Below are 18,356 nucleotides of genomic sequence, written 5' to 3'. Positions count from 1 at the left end.
GAGCGCATGGCGGGCGGCGGATGAGGGGGAGCTCTCACCAAGGTTTCGTGCAAACGGTGTACGCCGGTGGTCCATGGCGTGACCGCGCGCGCCCCTTCTGACGTGCGTCGATGCGAGGCGGCTCCTGCCGGGGGACGGCCCGAAGTGCCCCTGGACGGCGGCGTGCAGGCCCCTGTTACGGCCTGCACGCGCCCCCGGTTCGCGCCGTCCGTCCTTGCCGAAGTCCCGGCGCACGCCCCGCCGAACCGGCTACCTCGCGGAGCTCGCGGAGAAGAGCGCACTCCGCCGAATCGGCTACCGGGCGGTGGGGAGCACCGGCACGAGGCTGTTCCAGCGGGAGATCTCGCAGCCGTTGGCCCGGCTGAACCGCGCGTCGACGTTCTCACCCCGCCACGTTCCCTGCACCCGGGCGGTGGCCGGCCCACCCATCTGCTGGGTGCACATGGCGTTGCGGTCGGTGGCCACGAAGGGGTTGTCCCCCGACGCCGCGGCCTCGTCCAGCAGATCGCAGGCGCGCTGGGCGGACGGGTGGCTGCCACCGGCCGGGTCGCACTCCAGCTCGAAGGCCCCGTCGGCCGTCGGATTGCCGGACTCCGAGACCGTCACGGTGAGCCGGGTCCCCGTGTCGCGCGCCGTCGGCCAGTCCCCCTGGAGGAAGGGCAGCGGTGGCAGCGGCACGAGAGGGGACACGGCCGTGGCGGTGGGTACGGCGGCGGACAGCGCGGCGAGGGACGCGACGGCGGTGAGGGTGAGACGGCGCAGCATGCGGGGCTCCTGATGTTCTGGCGCGCCGGGAGCGCGCCGGCCTGCTCCGGCGCGCGCCGTGTCGAGGCGTGCGCCGGGCACATGGGGTGACGGACGGAGGGCGGAGCCCTCGTCCTCTCTAACGCTCCTGACGCCCACACGTTGCGCAACTCATGGGGGACCGACCGGGACGTCCGGACCCCGCGGCCACCGGAACGCCCGCCGCAGGGCGCTTTGCCTAGCCGCCCACCTGCCTAGTACCGTGGGCGGCGATTGGTGACAGCGCGCTCGTCTGTGTCATCATCTGCACGCACCACTCGCGTTCGCGCGGGGTGTGCTGGAGGCGTCGCCTAGTCCGGTCTATGGCGCCGCACTGCTAATGCGGTTTGGGTCTTAAAGCCCATCGAGGGTTCAAATCCCTCCGCCTCCGCAAGATCCCGAAGCTCCGTGCCCCAGGCACGGGGCTTCGGTCGTTCCCGGCCGCGGAAAACCGGTCCCAGAACGATGTTTCCGCTGGTCAGGTGCGGTTTGGCTAATGGATTTCGCGTCACGGCGCAGGTCATGTAATGTTGTTCTCGCAACGCCGACAGGGCAGAAAAGCCCGGGAGGCGGGACCGAGGCTCAGGCCGAGGACACGCACTCGTAGCTTAACGGATAGAGCATCTGACTACGGATCAGAAGGTTGCAGGTTCGAATCCTGCCGAGTGCACAGCAGGCCAGAGGCCCCCAGGAGAAATCCCGGGGGCCTCTCGCGTTGCCGCGACGGCAGGCGGTCATGAACGGGCGGGACCGGTACGACGACAGCGACCACGAGAGCGCGGTCGAACAGGCTGTGCGCATCAACCGGACCGGTTGGAAGGCGATCGGAGCCGTGACCGGACTGCTGGGGATGGCTCTGCTCGGTGTCGTAGCTGCCGGTCTGGCCGTCGTGGTTGCCATGGCGTACGTCGTCGTCGCCGCGCCTTAGCTGTATTGATCACGGGCCTCCCGGATCATCCCGGTTCCGGCCGGCGTGGCAAGGGAGTCCGTCCGCACGACGCGGCGGCGCCGTGCCGGCAGGCCGAGCGTCGGCTTGGTGACGCCCCAGGCGGCGCCCTTGCAGACCAGTTCCTTGTAGAGCGCGGCGAACCGGCCGGTCAGGGCCGCCCCGCGGGCGCGGTCGTCGGCGGTCACGTACTGGATGAGGCCCTCCCTGCGGCCCAGCGAGATGCACTGGTTGACGTAGCGGAGCGGGATGTTCGGGAGCTTCCCGCCGGTCAGGCGTGCCGCGATGGCGTCGGCGCCCTGCCATGCGGAGGGACCGCCCGTGGCGCACGACATCCGCAGCGGCTTGTCGCCGGGGCCCATCGCCATGGCCGCGTCGCCGACGGCGTACACGTCGGGGTGCGAGACCGAGCGCATGGTCGCGTCGACCACGATCCGGCCCGTTCCCGTGACTTCCAGCGCGGTCGCCTTCGCGATCGGGTGGACCGCGAAGCCGGTGGCCCACACGGTGACCGCGGCCGGGACGGCCGCCCCGTCGGCGGTGGTGACCCGGTCGGCCTCGACGCCGGTGACGGTGGTCCGCTCGTGCACGGTGATGCCCAGCCCGTCGCAGACCTTCCGCAGGTGCCGCCGGCCCTTCGGCGAGAGCTGGTCACCGAGCCCGCCCCGGGCGATGAGCGTGACGTCGAGGTCCGGGCGGGACTCGGCGATCTCGGTCGCGGCCTCCAGGCCGGTGAGGCCGCCGCCGACGACGACCACGGGCCGGCCCGCGTCCAGGCCGGTCAGGCGCTCGCGCAGCCGGAGGGCTCCCGGGCGGCCGGCGATGTCGTGGGCGTACTCGGAGGTGCCGGGAACGCCTTGGGTGTCCCAGCCGCTGCCGAGGGCGTACACGAGGCTGTCGTACTCCAGCTCCTCGGTGGTGTTCGTGCCGATGACCATGACGGTCCTGCGCTCGACGTCGACGCCGGTGACCCTTCCGATCCTCAGTGCGACGCCGGTTCCGGTGAACATCGTGCTGAGGGGCCGGAGTACGAGGTCCTGACCGGCTGCCAGCTGGTGCATCCGGACGCGCTCGACGAAGTCGGGCTCGGCGTTGACGAGGGTGATGGCGACGTCGTCGCGGTGCAGCCGCCTGGCGAGGCGGCCGGCGGCGACGGTTCCCGAGTATCCGGCTCCGAGGACGATGATGCGGTGCTTCATTTCCCTGCTCCTGTCTCGCGCGGGTTCGCCCCTTGAACCGGGCAGCCCGCCGTTTCCTGACAGGAGCGCGATGTGAAGCACCTCACAACGAGGTCAGAAGGCGTGGAGCAGGGGTTCCCCGTGGTCGGTGGCCGCCCATCGCCTGGTCGCGCGTTCGAGCTTGTCGGGGTTGGCCTGGTTGCGGAACGCGGCGATGCCGTCGGGGGTGATCTCCAGGCACATGACGCCGATGACCCGGCCGTCCAGGACCGCCACGAGGGCCGGGGCGCCGTTGGCGGTCGTGGAGTGGATCGCGGGCGAACCACCGGCGAGGGCACGCTTGGCCTTGCTGGGTTTGAACAGGCCCCGCATGAACGTCGCGACCGCGCGGGCGCCCTCGAACGCCTTGGTGCGGGCCGGCACCTTGCCGCCGCCGTCGCCGATCGAGACGGCGTCCTCGGTGAGCAGCCGCACGAGCGGCTCGGTCCGGCCGCTGGTGGCGGCCTTCAGGAACTCCTCGACGATCTGCCGGGCGGCAGCCCCGTCGATCTCGGCGCGGGCCCTGCCGTCCGCCAGGTGCTGCTTGGCGCGGTGGAAGATCTGCTGGCTGGCCGCCTCGGTGATGTCGAGGATCTCCGCGATCCTCCGGTGCGGGTGGTCGAAGGCCTCCCGCAGCACGTACACCGCCCGCTCGTTGGGGGCGAGGCGCTCCATGAGGGTGAGGACCGCGTACGAGACCGATTCGCGCTGCTCGGCGGTTTCGGCGGGGCCGAGCATCGGGTCCCCGGCGAGCAGTGGCTCGGGCAGCCATTGGCCGACGTACGTCTCGCGCCGGGCCCTGGCCGAGGTGAGCTGGTTGAGACACAGGTTGGTGAGGACCTTCGTCAGCCAGGCCTCGGGGACCTCGATGCGGTCGATGTCCGCGGCCTGCCAGCGCAGGAACGTGTCCTGCACGGCGTCCTCGGCATCGCTCGCGGAGCCGAGCAGGCGGTAGGCGATGGCCTCCAGGCGGGGCATGGAGGCCTCGAACCGGTCCAGGTGGTCCGCGGTCAGAGCCATGGCCCGGATCCTAGTGCCTGCCGCGGCACCAGCCCCGGGGAACATCCGCGTACGGGCCTGCGCGGAGGTCCTACGCTGGCTGTCGACAGGGCACACCCGGGTGGGCTGGGAGGCACGGCATGAGCGGCTGGCGGTGCACCGGGCTGCGCTGGCCCCACGGCGAGCCCGTGCTCGGGTGGGAGCGGAGCGACAGGACGGGGCGCGGACGGGTGAGCGTCCTGGCGTACGGGAAGGAGCTCGGGCTCCGTGCCCAGGGGGAGCGGCACTGCCTCGGTGCGCGCGGCAACCCGTGCCCGCTCGGGGCCGTGGTGCCGGTACGGAGTACGGGTGCGCGGTGCGCGGAGTGCGCGCGGCTGGACCGGGCGCACTCGGTGGCCGCCGACACGATCGCCGACGACCCTCGGACGTACCGCGTCTACCTGGCCTGGTTCGGGCCTGGCCTGGTCAAGGTCGGGATCACCGGTGAGGTGCGGGACGCCGCGCGGCTGCGGGAGCAGGGGGCCGTGGTGTTCAGCTGGCTGGGGCGCGGGCCGCTGATGGCCGCGCGGCGTACGGAGGAGCTGCTGCGCTCGGCGCTCGGGGTGCCCGACCGGATCCCGTACGCGCGCAAGCGGGCCGTACGCGACGCGCTGCCGGGGGCTGCGGAGCGGGCGGCCGAGATCGAGGCGTCGTACCGGCGGGCCGTGGCGTTGGCGGGAGCCGGCTGGCCGGAGGCGCTGGAGCGGCTGCCGTTCGAAGCGGTCGATCACGCCGGGGTGTTCGGGCTCGGCGGTGCGGGCCGGACGGCGCGGGTGGTGACCGGGCTGGTGGACGGAGGCGTGGTGGCCGGCCGGCTGGTGGCGGCGGCCGGGCCCGATCTGCACCTGGAGAGCGTGGACGGCGAAGTCGTCGTGCTCGACACGCGGCTCGTCACCGGCTGGGACCTGACGGGGGCGGACGCGCGGGCCGGTCTGAGCGTGCCGGCCGTGGCAGTGGGGGCGGGTGGCGTGCAGGACGGGCTGTTCTGAGAGCACCCGGCACGGGATGGGGCGTCCCGTCCACATGCTCTTGATGCCGGAGCGGCGGCCCGGCGGCGTGTTTCTCAGGAAATTCACAGGGAGGCGAAAGGTCATTCTCACGGCCGTCTCACAGCCTTGAGCCATGACGACGACCTCGCCCCTGGGGCGTACAGAACTGCTCAGGCCCGACCACAGCCCCGTCCGCGTCCTGGTCGTGGACGACGAGGCTCCGCTGGCCGAGCTGCTCTCGATGGCCCTGCGTTACGAGGGCTGGGAGGTGCGCAGCGCCGGGGACGGTGCGGGGGCCGTCCGTACGGCGCGTGACTTCCGGCCCGACGCGGTGGTCCTCGACGTGATGCTCCCCGACATGGACGGGCTGGCGGTGCTCGGCCGGCTCCGGCGCGAGGTCTCCGACGTACCGGTGCTGTTCCTGACCGCGCGGGACGCGGTGGAGGACCGGATCGCCGGGCTCACGGCGGGTGGCGACGACTACGTCACCAAGCCGTTCAGCCTGGAGGAGGTCGTGGCGCGGCTGCGCGGGCTGATCCGCCGCTCCGGCACGGCGGCGGCGGTCCGCAGCGAGTCGACGCTGGTCGTGGGTGACCTGGTGCTGGACGAGGACAGTCACGAGGTGACGCGGGGCGACACCTCGATCCACCTCACGGCGACCGAGTTCGAGCTGCTGCGCTTCCTGATGCGCAATCCGCGCCGGGTGCTCAGCAAGGCACAGATACTCGACCGGGTCTGGAACTACGACTTCGGCGGTCAGGCCAACGTGGTCGAGCTGTACATCTCCTACCTCCGCAAGAAGATCGACGCGGGGCGCACCCCGATGATCCACACCCGGCGTGGGGCGGGATACCTCATCAAGCCCGGCGACTGACGCGATGGGCAGGAGGAACGGCGCACGCCGGCCGTGGACGCTGCGGACCCGGCTCGTCGTGTACGCGGTGACGCTGATCGCGGTCGTCGCGGCCGTGATCGGTTCGGTCACCGCGATCGCGTTCCGGAGCTACATGTACGGGAAGCTGGACGGCCAGCTGCACGACATCACGAGGCTGGCCGCGAACCGTCCGCCGGGAGCCCTGGCGCCGCCCGGCCCGGAGGGCGCGGACCGGCTGGACTTCGTCGGCAGGGGCGGCCCCGACACGATCGGCGCCGTGGTCACCGACGGTTCCGTCACCGACTCGAAGGTGATGAACGGTCCCGACGCCCAGCAGAGCACCGAAGAGCTGACGGCGGCCCAGGACGACGCGCTCGAAGCCTCCGGGGTGACCCCGGACGGCGACGGACCTCATGACGTCGAACTCCCCGGCCTCGGCAGCTACCGCGTCCAGGTCGTCCCGGCGAGCGGTGGTACGTCCGTCCTGGTCGGCATCGACACGGCCGAGGTGGACAAGGCCGTCACCACCCTGGTCCTCGTCGAGGTGTGCGTCACCGGTGCGGGGCTCATCGCGGCCGGGATCGCCGGTGCCGCCATGGTCGGCGTCGCCCTGCGTCCGCTGCACCGGGTGGCGGCCACCGCGACGAGGGTCTCCGAACTCCCGCTGCACAGCGGTGAGGTCGCCCTCCTCGAACGGGTCCCGGAGGCCGAGGCCGATCCGCACACCGAGGTCGGGCAGGTCGGCGCGGCCCTCAACAGGATGCTGGGTCACGTCGGTTCGGCCCTGGAGGCACGGCAGAAGAGCGAGACACGCGTACGGCAGTTCGTCGCCGACGCCAGCCATGAGCTGCGCACACCGCTCGCCTCCATCCGTGGGTACGCCGAGCTGACCCGGCGCGGCCGGGAGAGCACCGGGCCCGACACCCGGCACGCGCTGGGGCGGATCGAGTCCGAGGCGGAGCGGATGACGGGCATGGTCGAGGACCTGCTCCTCCTGGCTCGTCTCGACGCCGGACGGCCGCTCTCGTACGAGAGCACCGACCTCTCGCCCCTCGTCATCGACGCGGTGAGCGACGCCCGTGTGGCGGGCCGGCTCCCCGGCGGGGCCCCGGGGGCCACCCATCACTGGCGGCTGGAGCTGCCCGAGGCGCCCGCGACGGTGCTCGCCGACCCGACCAGGATCCAGCAGGTGCTGGTCAACCTGCTCGCGAACGCCCGCACGCACACTCCGCCGGGGACCACCGTCACCGTCCGCGTGCGCCCGCCGAGCGGGAAGCTGCCCTGGGTGACCCTGGAGGTCCAGGACGACGGGCCCGGCATCCCGCCGGAGCTCCGGCCCCGTGTCTTCGAACGGTTCGCACGCGGCGACGCCTCACGCTCCCGGCACGCCGGTTCGACGGGGCTCGGCCTCGCCATCGTGCAGGCCGTCGTGGCCGCGCACGGCGGGCGGGCCGAGGTGCGGTCGGTGCCGGGCGACACGGTGTTCGCCGTCCACCTGCCGGCGGACACGCCGTAGGCGGCCGACCGGGAGAACGGCCCCGGCCCCGTACACCCCGGTGACGCACCCACAGGCGCACCACAGGCTCAGCACACGGAGATGACAGCGCTGTTGGCGAGTGTCGGTCCCATGCGAACCGACACCCCCTGGAGCACCCTGCCGGCCCGGGAACACCTCCCGGCCGCAGAGGTCGGCGCCGCCGGCGCTCCCGTACCCGTGCTTGACGTCGTGGTCCCCGTGTACAACGAGGAGAAGGACCTCGAAACGTGTGTGCTGCGCCTGCACGACCACCTGGCGCGGACCTTCCCCTACGGCTTCCGGATCACCGTGGCGGACAACGCGAGCTCCGACCGCACGCCCCAGGTGGCGGCACGGCTCGCGGACCTCATCCCCGAGGTCCGGTCGTACCGGCTGGAGGAGAAGGGCCGGGGCCGGGCGCTGCGGACCGTCTGGTCCCACTCGGACTCCCCGGTCCTCGCCTACATGGACGTGGACCTCTCGACCGACCTGAACGCCCTGCTGCCGCTGGTCGCCCCGCTGATCTCCGGCCACTCCGACCTGGCCATCGGATCGCGCCTGTCCCGCAGTTCGCGGGTGGTGAGGGGCTCGAAGCGGGAGTTCGTCTCGCGGGCCTACAACCTGATCCTGCGCTCCTCGCTGGCCGCCGGATTCAGCGACGCCCAGTGCGGCTTCAAGGCCGTACGGCGCGAGGTCGCGCAGCGGCTGCTGCCGATGGTCGAGGACACCGGCTGGTTCTTCGACACCGAGATGCTGGTGCTCGCCGAGCGGGCGGGGCTGCGCATCCACGAGGTGCCGGTCGACTGGGTCGACGACCCGGACTCCACGGTGCACATCGTGAGGACCGCGACCGACGACCTCAAGGGCGTCTGGCGGGTGGGCCGGGCCCTTGCCACCGGCGCCCTGCCGCTGGACCGGCTGGCGCGCCCCTTCGGCGACGACCCGCGCGACCGGGCCGTGCCCGGGGTGCCCGGAGGACTCGCCAGGCAACTGGTCGGCTTCTGTGTGGTGGGCGCGCTGTCCACCCTCGTCTACCTCGCCCTGTACTCCCTCTTCCGGCTGGGCGTCGGCCCGCAGTTCGCCAACGCCGCGGCCCTTCTCGTGTCGGCCGTCGCCAACACGGCGGCGAACCGGAGGCTCACCTTCGGAGTACGCGGCAGAGGTGGTGCCGTACGCCACCAGGCGCAGGGGCTCGTCGTCTTCGCGATCGGGCTGGCCCTCACCGGCGGCTCGCTCGCCGCCCTGGGCACCTCGGGGGACGCGTCGCACAGCACCGAGCTCGCGGTGCTGGTCGCCGCCAATCTCGCGGCGACGGTGCTGCGGTTCCTGCTCTTCCGCGCCTGGGTCTTCCCCGACCGGCGCACCGACCACCAGGACGCCCGCAAGGGTTCCGCACACGAACCGAGGAACGTCCGATGACCGCCGCCGCCACCCACTCCGACCACGTCCCGGCACCTCCCGCGCACGCGGCGGGCAGCCGGGAACCGCTGGCACGGCGCCTCCTCCGGGGCAGGCCCGACGACCCGCGCTGGGCGAGGCCCGCCTTCCTCGTCATGCTGCTGGTCATCGCGCTCGCGTACCTGTGGAACCTGAGCGCGTCCGGTTACGCCAACTCCTTCTACTCCGCGGCCGTGCAGGCCGGCAGCCGGAGCTGGAAGGCCTTCTTCTTCGGCTCGCTGGACTCCGCGAACGCGATCACCGTCGACAAACCCCCGGCCACGCTCTGGCCCATGGCCTTGTCCGTGCGGCTCTTCGGCCTGAACTCCTGGGCGATCCTCGCGCCGCAGGTGCTGATGGGCGTCGCCACGGCCGGTGTCCTGTACGCGGCCGTGCGCCGCCGGTTCGGTGCCGCCGCCGGGCTGATCACGATGGCGGTCTTCGCGCTGACTCCGGTCGCCGCGCTGATGTTCCGCTTCAACAACCCGGACGCGCTGCTCGCGCTGCTGATGACCGTCACCGTCTGCTGCGTGCTGCGCGCGCTGGAGGGCGGCCGGACGAAGTGGCTGGTCTGGGCGGGTGTCGCGGTGGGGCTCGCGTTCCTGTCGAAGACCCTGCAGGCCTTCCTGATCCTGCCGCCCCTGGCCGTGCTGTACGCGGTGCTCGCGCCGGTGTCCGTGCGGAGGCGGTTCGGCCAGCTCGGCCTGGCGGCCCTGGCGACGGTCGTGTCCGGCGGCTGGTGGGTGGCGGTCGTCGAGCTGTGGCCCGCCTCCTCACGTCCGTACGTCGGCGGCTCGCAGAACAACTCCTTCCTGGAACTCACCTTCGGCTACAACGGACTCGGCCGCATCAACGGCGAGGAGACCGGCAGCGTCGGTGGTGGTGGCGGTCAGGGTGGCGGCTGGGGCGAGACCGGCGTCGGCCGGATGTTCAACTCCGAGATCGGCAGCCAGATCTCGTGGCTGCTGCCCGCCGCGCTGATCCTGCTGGTCGCGGGCGTCTGGCTGACCCGGCGGGCGAAGCGGACCGACACGGCCCGTGCGGCGTTCCTCGCCTGGGGCGGTTCGCTGCTGATGACGGCCCTCGTCTTCAGCTTCATGGCCGGGATCTTCCACCAGTACTACACGGTGGCGCTGGCTCCTTACGTCGCCGCCCTCGTCGGCATGGGGGCCACCGCCCTGTGGGAGGAACGGAGCAAGTGGTGGGCGGGCGCCGTGCTCGGCGTGACCGTCGCGGCGACGGCCGTCTGGTCGTACCTCCTGCTGGGGCGCACGCCGGACTACGTCCCGTGGCTGCGCTGGGCCGTCCTGGTCGGCGGCCTGGTCGCCGCGGTGGGGCTGCTGCTCACCGCACGGCAGGGTCGTGCGCTGGCCCTCGGGGTGGCGGGGCTGGGCCTCGTGGCGTCGCTGGCGGGGCCGACGGCGTACACGGTCAGCACGCTGAACACCGGGCACCAGGGTTCGATCGTCACGGCGGGCCCGTCGGGCGCGAGCATGGGCGGACCCGGTGGCGGCCGGGGCGGTGGGCCCGGCGGCGGTGAGGGCGGCGGTCCCGGCGGGGGCATGCGGCCCCCCGGCCCGGGCGCCCAACAGGGCGGCGGCCAGGCGCCGGGCAGCGCACCGGGCAACGCGCAGGCCGGCGGTTTCCCGGGCGGCGGGACGCCGGGTCAGGGGCAGCCGGGCCAGGTGCCCGGCGGTCAGCAGGGCGGCCTGCCCGGCGGCGGCACGGGCGAGGGCGGCGCGGGCGGTGGTGGCGGCATGGGCGGCCTGCTGAACGGAGCCTCCGTGGAAGCCGAGGCCGAGACCCTCCTGGAGCAGGACGCCGATGCCTACACCTGGGCCGCGGCGGCCATCGGTGCGCAGAACGCCGCGAGTTACCAGCTCGCCACGGGAGCCCCGGTGATGGCGATCGGCGGATTCAACGGCAGCGACCCGTCCCCGACGCTCGACCGGTTCAAGGAGTACGTGGAGGACGGGCGGATCCACTACTTCATCTCGGGCGGCATGGGCGGTGGCATGGGCGGCGAAGGCGCGTCGTCGCAGATCTCCAACTGGGTTGAGGAGAACTTCGAGGAGGTCACCGCCGGAAGCGCGACCTTCTACGACCTCACCCGGACGAAGCACCAATAGGCCCCGGAGAGTCGGAGGAGCTTGAGGGCGGTGGCTCCGGAGCGCGGACTCCGGGGCCACCGCCCTGTCGTGTCCGTGGGGCCGCACAATTGTCTTGTACGGCGTACAGGAAATGCTTTACGGTGTACATGAACCTCTCCTATACGCCGTACAACTGCGCCTGACCGGGGGTCCGAATGACGGCGAACACCGCAGAGAAGAACGACCTCACCCCCGGGAGCGGCCATGCTCAGCGCTGGGTGATCCTCGGAGTCATCTGCCTCGCCCAGCTCACCGTGCTGCTCGACAACACCGTCCTGAACGTCGCGATCCCCTCACTCACCGCCGATCTCCACGCGTCCACCGCCGATGTGCAGTGGATGATCAACGCCTACGCACTCGTCCAGTCCGGGCTGGTCCTCACCGCGGGCAGCGCCGCCGACCGCTACGGCCGCAAGAGGATGCTGGTCGCCGGACTCGCGCTGTTCGGCGTCGGCTCGCTGGCAGCGGGACTCGCGCAGTCCTCCGGGCAGCTGATCGCCGCCCGCGCGGGGATGGGCGTCGGAGGCGCGCTGCTGATGACGACCACGCTCGCCGTGGTGGTCCAGATCTTCGACGACACCGAACGCGTCAAGGCCATCGGCATCTGGTCGACCGTCAGCTCCCTGGGCTTCGCCGCCGGTCCGCTGATCGGCGGGGCGATGCTCGACCACTTCTGGTGGGGTGCGATCTTCCTCGTCAACATCCCCGTGGCGGTCATCGGCCTGATCGCGGTCGTCCGTCTCGTGCCCGAGTCCAGGAACCTCCAGGGCGACCGCCCGGACCTGGTCGGGGCGCTGCTCTCCACCCTCGGTATGACATCCGTCGTGTACGCGATCATCTCCGGCCCTGAGCACGGCTGGGGATCCGGGCCGGTCCTGCTGACGGCCTTCGCCGGGGTCGCCGTCCTCACCGGATTCGTCCTGTGGGAACTCCGTGTCCCCCACCCGATGCTGGACATGCGCTTCTTCCGCGACCAGCGCTTCACCGGGGCGGTCGCGGGCGCGATCCTCGTCGCCTTCGGGATGACCGGTTCGCTCTTCCTGCTCACCCAGCACCTGCAGTTCGTCCTCGGCTACGAACCGCTCGAGGCCGGCCTGCGCACGGCTCCGCTCGCGCTCACGGTCGTCGCGCTCAACCTCACCGGGCTCGGCGCCAGGCTGGTGCTGAGGCTCGGGACGCCCGCCGTCATCGCCACCGGGATGAGCCTCCTCGCCGCCGGACTCGGGGCGATCGCGCTGCTGGGCGGGCAGGACTACGGCGGCATGCTGCTGGGCCTGCTCGTCATGGGGGCCGGCGTCGCGCTCGCCATGCCCGCGATGGCCAACGCGATCATGGGCGCCATCCCGCCGGAGAAGGCGGGTGTGGGCGCCGGGGTGAACGGCACGCTCGCGGAGTTCGGCAACGGCCTCGGGGTCGCCGTACTCGGCGCCGTGCTCAACTCCCGTTTCGCCGCCCTCGTGCCGGGAGCGGCGGGGGCCGCCTCACTGCCCGCCGCACTCGCCGCCGCCGACGGAGCCGCGGACCGCGAGCGCGTCACGGACGCCTTCGCCTCGGGCCTGGAGACCAGCCAACTCGTCGGTGCGGTGGCGGTCCTGGCCGGCGGGCTGCTGGCCGCGGCCCTGCTGCGGAGGGCCGCGCGTACGGACGCGGACTGAGAACCCCAGGTCGCGGGCATAGCATCGGACGAGGGTTGCCGGTACGCAGGAGTGCCACCGCGAGACGAGGAGCGTGCGCCATGGGGTCCGGGGCAGACCGTGTGAAGGAACCTTCGCGGGTCAGTGTGTGGCTGGACCGGCGGACGCCCTCGCGCACCCGTAAGGCGGACCAGCCGGCCGGCCTCGACCGGGACAGGATCACGGCGGCGAGCGTCCGCCTGCTCGACGCCGACGGCCTCGCGAAGTTCTCCATGCGGCGGCTCGCCGCCGAGCTGGACGTGACGGCGATGTCCTTGTACTGGTACGTCGACACCAAGGACGACCTGCTGGAACTCGCCCTGGACACCGTCTTCGGCGAGATCCCGGTCACGCCGGAGGGATCCGACTGGCGCGACCGGCTCCGCGAACTGGCCACCGACTACCGGAAGATGTTCGTCCGCCACCCCTGGGTGTCGGCGCTCATCGGCAGCTTCCTGAACATCGGCCCGCACTCGATGCTGTTCTCGTACGCCGTCCAGGACGTCGTCCGGGCCACCGGACTGCCGCTGGAGCGGCGGACGGGCGCGATGGCGGCCGTCTTCCAGTTCGTCTACGGATTCGGCACCACCGAGGGCCACTTCGTGCAGCGCACGGTGCAGGCCGGGCTCACCCAGGACGAGTACTTCGAGCGGGCGATGGGCACGATCCGCGCGGATCCGGAGCTCCACCGGGCCATGCGGCCCTCGGAGAACCTGATGGACGCGCGGGGCGGGGCGACGGTGGAGGAGATGCGCGACCGTGACTTCACGTACGCACTGGACCTCCTGATCGCGGGCATCGAGGCGACGTGCCGGGGCGCGGCGGACGCGGGCCGTGGAGCGGGTCCGGCCGGACCTCAGTAGCCGCGTCCGGTGTCCACCGCCAGCGCGGGCGTGCGGCCCTCCACGACCGCCTGCCAGCAGGAGGCGAAATCGGCGACGACGTCCTCCTCGGCCGTGATGCCGGCCGAGTGCGACGTGATCACCGTGCGCGGCAGCCGCCAGGCGCGGTCGGCGGGCCCGGCGGGCTCGTCGGGCAGTACGTCGAGGACGGCGCGGCGCACCGTCCCGTCGTTCAGCGAGCGCTCCAGGGCCGCCATGTCCACGGTCGCGCCCCGGCCCACGTTGAGGAAGGTGGCGCCTCGCATCGCGGAGAACCTGGCGGCGTCGAAGAAGTGCTCCGTGGCATCGGTCAGGGGCAGGGCGGACACCACCCAGCGGGCTTCCGCCAGCGCTTCCGTCTCCTCCTGCGAGCCGGCCAGGACCGTCCGGTCGAAGCCCGGCGGTACGGCACGAGGGGTGCGGCTCACACCCACGGTACGCACGGAGCAGGCCCGCAACAGGCCGGCGACCGCGGAGCCGATGCGCCCGGTGCCGTGGACGACGGCGGTCCGCCCGGCGGCGAGCTCGGACGGGAGGCGGCGCCACTCGGACCTGGCGTGCTGTGCGGTGTGCTCCGGGACCGACTGGCACTCCGCGAGGACCCAGGCCAGCGTGTACTGGGCGATCCGCTCACCCATCCGCCCCACGGTCCGCGTCAGCAGGGCCCCCTCGGGCCAGGGCCCGGCGGCCAGGAGCGCGTCCGTACCCGCGTTGACGCTGTGGAACCACAGCAGCCGCGGGGTCCGCAGCGCTTCGGGCAGCGCCTCGCCCACGTAGAGGAAGGGCTCGCCTGGCGTCTCCGCGCAGGCGGGCGCGGCCGGGCGGCCCGTGATCCGTTCCAGTTCACGGACCACGGCCGGGCTCACGGACGGGGAGGTCAGCAGTCGGGCCCGCGCGAGCGGAACCGGGTGGGGCGGAGCCATCGGTGCGATCAGCTGCCGCCGGCCAGGCGGGCGGGGAAGCCCCCGGTGGCGACCGGGCTCCAGCGCTCCGGGGTGATCCGGATGATGGACTTCCCCTGCTTGATCATCGCCGCCCGGTACTCGTCCCAGTCGGGGTGCTCACCGGAGATGGTGCGGAAGTACTCGACGAGGGGCTCGACCGACTCCGGTGAGTCGATCACCTCGGCCGAGCCGTCGACCTGGACCCAGGGGCCGTTCCAGTCGTCCGACAGGACGATCACGCTGACCCGCTCGTCCCGCTTGGCGTTACGGGTCTTGGCCCGTTCGGGGTAGGTCGAGACGACGATCCGTCCCGCGTCGTCGACGCCGCAGGTGAGCGGGGAGCCCTGGGGGCGGCCGTCGGACCGGGTGGTCAGCAGGATCGCCCGGTGCCGGGGCCGCACGAAGTCCAGCAGTTCCGTGAGTTCCACGGTGGTGTTGGTCGCGATGTTGGGTGCCATACGGCCAACCCTAGGTCCTTCTGCCGTTCCTATCCCTGGACGGAATCACCCTGGACCGCCTGGATGTCGAGCTCCACGCGCAGGGTCGTGCCGATCGCGGAGATGCCGGCCTGCAGCACCTGGTTGTAGTTCATGGCGAAGTCGTCGCGGCGCAGCTCGGCGGTGGCGTGGAAGGCCGCCCGCACCCCGCCCCACGGGTCGGGGCCGGTGCCCAGGTAGCTGAGGTCGAGATCGACGTCCCGCGCGATGCCGTGCATCGTGAGCAGGCCGTGCACCGTCCAGCGGTCGGGCCCGGCAGGCGTCAGCGCCCGGGAGCGGTAGGTGAGCTCCGGGAAGGTCTCCACGTCCAGGAAGTCGGCCGAACGCAGGTGTTTGTCCCGCATGGCGTTGCCCGTGTCGATGCTGCTGGAGGCGATGTAGGCCTCCACCCGGGAGTTCTGGACGTCCTCGGCGATCTCGATGCGGCCGCTGAATTCGGTGAACCGGCCGTGCACGCTGGAGATCCCCAGGTGCTGTGCGACCGCGGCCACCGAGGAGTGCACCGGGTCCAGCGACCAGGTGCCCGGGGGCGGCAGTTCCACGCCTCCCTGCCGGGCCAGCACCACGGTGCCGGCCTCGACCCGCCCACTGGCCGTGACGAGCGCGGTGGACGCGGCGGGGGCATAACCCACGGCCGTGACGATCACCGTGTACGCGCCGGCCGGCAGGCGGTCCTCGGTGCGGACGGCCCCGTTCTCGTCGGCGGCGGCCCGGAGCACCTGGGTGCCCGTCATGTCGGTCACGGTCACGACAGCGTGCTGGACGGCCCAGCCGTCCCGCGTGCGTACCTGTGCGCGAAGTCCCATCCCGTGTTCTCTCCTTGCTCAAAATCACTCGTGAAGCAGCGACTCGATGAGTCGGGCCCCGGGGCGGGATCGGCAGGCCGTCCCCTGCCTGCCGATCCCGCCCCGGGGCCCATTTCCGCCGACGGCCACAGCCTCTCCGCTCGAAGCGCTGTTCCGCCAGTGGTCTTTGTGGATCTCTTCTACTCGCCCGGGTGGCCGAGCTCGATGTCGTGACCGTCGACTCCGCTGCCGCTCACGGTCAGCGAACCGGCCACCGGCGGGTAGCCGGTCGCGATCACGGAGTACTCACCGGCGTCCAGGTCGGTGAAGGCGTAGACGCCGTCCTCCCCGGTCGTCGACGTGGCCACCACGTTGCCGGCCGCGTCGATCAGTGTGACCCGGGCGTCGTTCAGCGGTGCCCGGCGGGAGCCCGCCTTGACGACGCCCCGCACCAGCGCACCGGAACGCAGGGCCACGTCGACCCGGGTGACACCCTGGCCGCCGACCTCCACCGGCAGGGCCAGCGGACGGAAGCCCGCGGCCGTGACGGCGACGGTCACCGAGCCGGGGATCAGTTCACCGAAGGTGAACTCACCCGCGTCGCCCGAGACACCCGTGGCCAGCACATCGCCGCGCACATCGGTCACGACGACCATCGCGCCGTGCACCGGGGTGCTGTCCTCGGCGGTCCGTACGGTCCCGGAGAGACCGCTCGTGCCGGCGAGCAGGATGTCGTAGGCCAGCGGCTCGTCGCCGACGACCACGGTGGACGCCTGCGGCTGGAAGCCGTCGGCGGAGGCGATCAGGACGTAACTGCCGGAGGCCGGTGCGTCCAGTACGTAACCGCCGTCGGCCTGGGCGACGGAGCGTCCCAGCTGCCGGCCGCCCAACGAGATCAGCGTGACGGCGGCGCGGGCGACGGGTGCGCCCTCGACGCCCCGCACCACACCGCGTACGGGCGTGCCCTGGATGGTCAGCTCCTTCGTGGTGACCGACCCCTCCGGGACGGTGTGCGTCGGGGATCCGGCCGTCGCGTCGGCGACGGGCGCGGTGCCGCCGGCCGACTCGACGGACTCCGTCGCGGCGGCCACCTCGACGGGGGCGACGTCGTCGTTGCCTGCCTGGTTCTTCAGCGCGACCTCCTTGATGAAGAGGGTCAGCACGAACGCGATGAGCGCGGCGGGAGCGGCGAACAGGAAGACGTCGGCGACACCGTGGCCGTAGGCCACCTCCATGACCGTGCGGAGCGGGGCGGGCAGCGCGTCCAGGTCGGGGATGCCTCCGCCGCCGGTACCGCCGTGGCCCAGTGCAGCACCCTCGGGGCCGAGGTCGGCGAGGCCGTCCTTGACGTAGGTGGTGACACGGTTGCCCAGGACGGCGCCCAGCGCCGAGACGCCGATCGCACCACCGAGGGAACGGAAGAACGTCACGACGGAGCTGGCCGCGCCGAGGTCGGCGGGAGCCACCTGGTTCTGCGTGGCGAGCACCAGGTTCTGCATCATCATGCCGATGCCGAGACCCATGACGAGCATGAAGACCGCGATCTGCCAGTACTCGGTGTCGTACCGGATGGTGCCCAGCAGACCGAGGCCCGCGGTGAGCAGGAAGCCACCGCTGACCAGCCAGGCCTTCCAGCGGCCCGTCTTGGTGATGATCTGCCCCGACACGGTCGAGGAGAGGAACAGACCGGCGATCATCGGGATCGTCATGACGCCGGACATCGTCGGCGACTTGTCCCGGGCCAGCTGGAAGTACTGGCTGAAGAAGACGGTGCCCGCGAACATTCCGATACCGACGAACAGCGAGGCCGCGGAGGCCAGCGTGATGGTGCGGTTGCGGAAGAGACGCAGCGGGATGATCGGCTCGCGCGCCTTGGTCTCGATGAACAGGAACAGCGCGATGAGGACGACGGTGCCGCCGAGCATCGTCCAGGTCTGCCACGAGATCCAGTCGTACTTGTCACCCGCGAAGGTCACCCAGAGCAGCAGCAGCGAGACGGCGGCGCTGATGAAGAACGCGCCGGCCCAGTCGACCTTGACGCCTTCGCGCTTGGTCACGGGGAGCTTCAGGGTCTTCTGGAGCACGATCAGGGCGATGATCGCGAACGGCACACCCACGTAGAAGCACCAGCGCCAGCCCAGCCAGCTGGTGTCGGTGATGACACCGCCGAGGAGCGGGCCGCCCACGGTGGCGACGGCGAAGACCGCGCCGAGGTAGCCGCTGTAACGCCCGCGCTCACGCGGGGAGATCATCGCGGCCATCACGATCTGCGCGAGGGCGGAGAGACCGCCGACGCCGACGCCCTGCACCACGCGGCAGGCGATCAGCATGCCGCTGCTCGTCGACAGGCCGGCGACTATGGAGCCGGCCACGTAGATGACCAGGGCGATCTGGACCAGCAGCTTCTTGCTGAACAGGTCCGCGAGCTTGCCCCACAGGGGAGTGGTCGCGGTCATGGCCAGCAGCGTGGCCGTCACGACCCAGGTGTAGGCGCTCTGGCCGCCACCGAGGTCGGCAATGATCTCGGGCAGGGCGTTGGAAACGACCGTCGACGACAGAATCGCGACGAACATGCCGAGCAGCAGCCCGGTCAGCGCTTCCATGATCTGCCGGTGTGTCATCGGCG

General features: G+C 72.0%; 15 protein-coding genes and 2 tRNA genes. 10 read left to right on the top strand and 7 right to left on the bottom strand.

Translation table 11 applies throughout. From position 1 onward, the window contains the following. Positions 1-294: 294 nt before the first annotated feature. Positions 295-765: an SSI family serine proteinase inhibitor gene (locus tag ABT001_RS06910; RefSeq protein ID WP_351273399.1), complete on the bottom strand. Its 471-nt coding sequence runs from the start codon at positions 763-765 to the stop codon at positions 295-297. A gap of 318 nt (positions 766-1,083) precedes the next feature. On the opposite strand from ABT001_RS06910, the gene ABT001_RS06905 reads away from it, so the two are divergent. From ABT001_RS06905 to ABT001_RS06895, 3 genes are all read left to right on the top strand, one after another. Further along, positions 1,084-1,174: transfer RNA gene (locus ABT001_RS06905), tRNA-Ser, on the top strand. A gap of 206 nt (positions 1,175-1,380) precedes the next feature. Continuing rightward, a tRNA-Arg gene (locus tag ABT001_RS06900) sits at positions 1,381-1,453 on the top strand. A gap of 66 nt (positions 1,454-1,519) precedes the next feature. Beyond that, positions 1,520-1,711 (top strand): hypothetical protein, encoded by a 192-nt coding sequence (locus tag ABT001_RS06895; protein WP_351273396.1) that lies wholly within the window; start codon positions 1,520-1,522, stop codon positions 1,709-1,711. Here ABT001_RS06895 and ABT001_RS06890 read toward each other — a convergent pair. Both ABT001_RS06890 and sigJ read right to left on the bottom strand, forming a co-directional pair. Continuing rightward, a complete protein-coding gene (locus ABT001_RS06890) occupies positions 1,708-2,928 on the bottom strand; it encodes an NAD(P)/FAD-dependent oxidoreductase (RefSeq protein WP_351273393.1) in 1,221 nt (406 codons plus the stop codon). The two genes, ABT001_RS06895 and ABT001_RS06890, sit on opposite strands and share 4 nt — an antisense overlap. A 93-nt stretch (positions 2,929-3,021) precedes the next feature. Next, positions 3,022-3,966: an RNA polymerase sigma factor SigJ gene (gene sigJ / locus ABT001_RS06885; protein WP_351273390.1), complete on the bottom strand. Its 945-nt coding sequence runs from the start codon at positions 3,964-3,966 to the stop codon at positions 3,022-3,024. 119 nt (positions 3,967-4,085) lie between these two features. Here sigJ and ABT001_RS06880 point away from each other — a divergent pair, with 119 nt between their 5' ends. From ABT001_RS06880 to ABT001_RS06850, 7 genes are all read left to right on the top strand, one after another. Beyond that, on the top strand, positions 4,086-4,973 hold the full coding sequence (locus tag ABT001_RS06880) for a DUF2797 domain-containing protein (protein ID WP_351273387.1): 888 nt from the start codon (positions 4,086-4,088) through the stop codon (positions 4,971-4,973). A 133-nt stretch (positions 4,974-5,106) separates the two neighbouring features. Continuing rightward, positions 5,107-5,847, top strand: a complete 741-nt coding sequence (locus tag ABT001_RS06875) for a response regulator transcription factor (RefSeq protein WP_351273384.1) — start codon at positions 5,107-5,109, stop codon at positions 5,845-5,847. A 4-nt stretch (positions 5,848-5,851) separates the two neighbouring features. Continuing rightward, the gene (locus tag ABT001_RS06870; RefSeq protein ID WP_351273381.1) at positions 5,852-7,363 is read left to right on the top strand and encodes a sensor histidine kinase; all 1,512 of its coding nucleotides are present in this window, start codon (positions 5,852-5,854) and stop codon (positions 7,361-7,363) included. 111 nt (positions 7,364-7,474) lie between these two features. Continuing rightward, positions 7,475-8,782, top strand: coding sequence for a bifunctional glycosyltransferase family 2/GtrA family protein (locus ABT001_RS06865; protein WP_351273378.1), 1,308 nt, complete (start codon positions 7,475-7,477; stop codon positions 8,780-8,782). Beyond that, positions 8,779-10,929 carry a mannosyltransferase YkcB-related protein gene (locus tag ABT001_RS06860; protein WP_351273375.1) on the top strand — a complete coding sequence of 717 codons (2,151 nt, stop codon included), beginning with the start codon at positions 8,779-8,781 and terminating at the stop codon, positions 10,927-10,929. The genes ABT001_RS06865 and ABT001_RS06860 overlap by 4 nt, the downstream gene beginning before the upstream one ends. A 176-nt stretch (positions 10,930-11,105) precedes the next feature. Further along, positions 11,106-12,605 (top strand): MFS transporter, encoded by a 1,500-nt coding sequence (locus ABT001_RS06855; RefSeq protein ID WP_351273372.1) that lies wholly within the window; start codon positions 11,106-11,108, stop codon positions 12,603-12,605. Positions 12,606-12,685: 80 nt separating this feature from the next. After that, positions 12,686-13,486: a TetR/AcrR family transcriptional regulator gene (locus tag ABT001_RS06850; protein ID WP_351273369.1), complete on the top strand. Its 801-nt coding sequence runs from the start codon at positions 12,686-12,688 to the stop codon at positions 13,484-13,486. On the opposite strand, the gene ABT001_RS06845 is transcribed toward ABT001_RS06850, so the two are convergent. From ABT001_RS06845 to ABT001_RS06830, 4 genes are all read right to left on the bottom strand, one after another. Then, positions 13,480-14,427, bottom strand: a complete 948-nt coding sequence (locus ABT001_RS06845; protein WP_351273366.1) for an NAD(P)-dependent oxidoreductase — start codon at positions 14,425-14,427, stop codon at positions 13,480-13,482. The genes ABT001_RS06850 and ABT001_RS06845 overlap by 7 nt on opposite strands. Positions 14,428-14,435: 8 nt before the next feature. Then, positions 14,436-14,906, bottom strand: a complete 471-nt coding sequence (locus ABT001_RS06840; RefSeq protein ID WP_351273364.1) for a PPOX class F420-dependent oxidoreductase — start codon at positions 14,904-14,906, stop codon at positions 14,436-14,438. Between the two features lie 29 nt (positions 14,907-14,935). After that, on the bottom strand, positions 14,936-15,751 hold the full coding sequence (locus ABT001_RS06835) for a YceI family protein (protein ID WP_351273361.1): 816 nt from the start codon (positions 15,749-15,751) through the stop codon (positions 14,936-14,938). A gap of 179 nt (positions 15,752-15,930) precedes the next feature. Further along, positions 15,931-18,351, bottom strand: coding sequence for an MFS transporter (locus ABT001_RS06830; protein ID WP_502967437.1), 2,421 nt, complete (start codon positions 18,349-18,351; stop codon positions 15,931-15,933). Positions 18,352-18,356 lie beyond the last annotated feature (5 nt).

It is taken from the genome of Streptomyces sp. NPDC002793 (genome assembly GCF_040295485.1).
Classification (GTDB): Bacteria; Actinomycetota; Actinomycetes; order Streptomycetales; family Streptomycetaceae; genus Streptomyces.
This window is presented reverse-complemented; position numbering and strand designations above follow the sequence as displayed.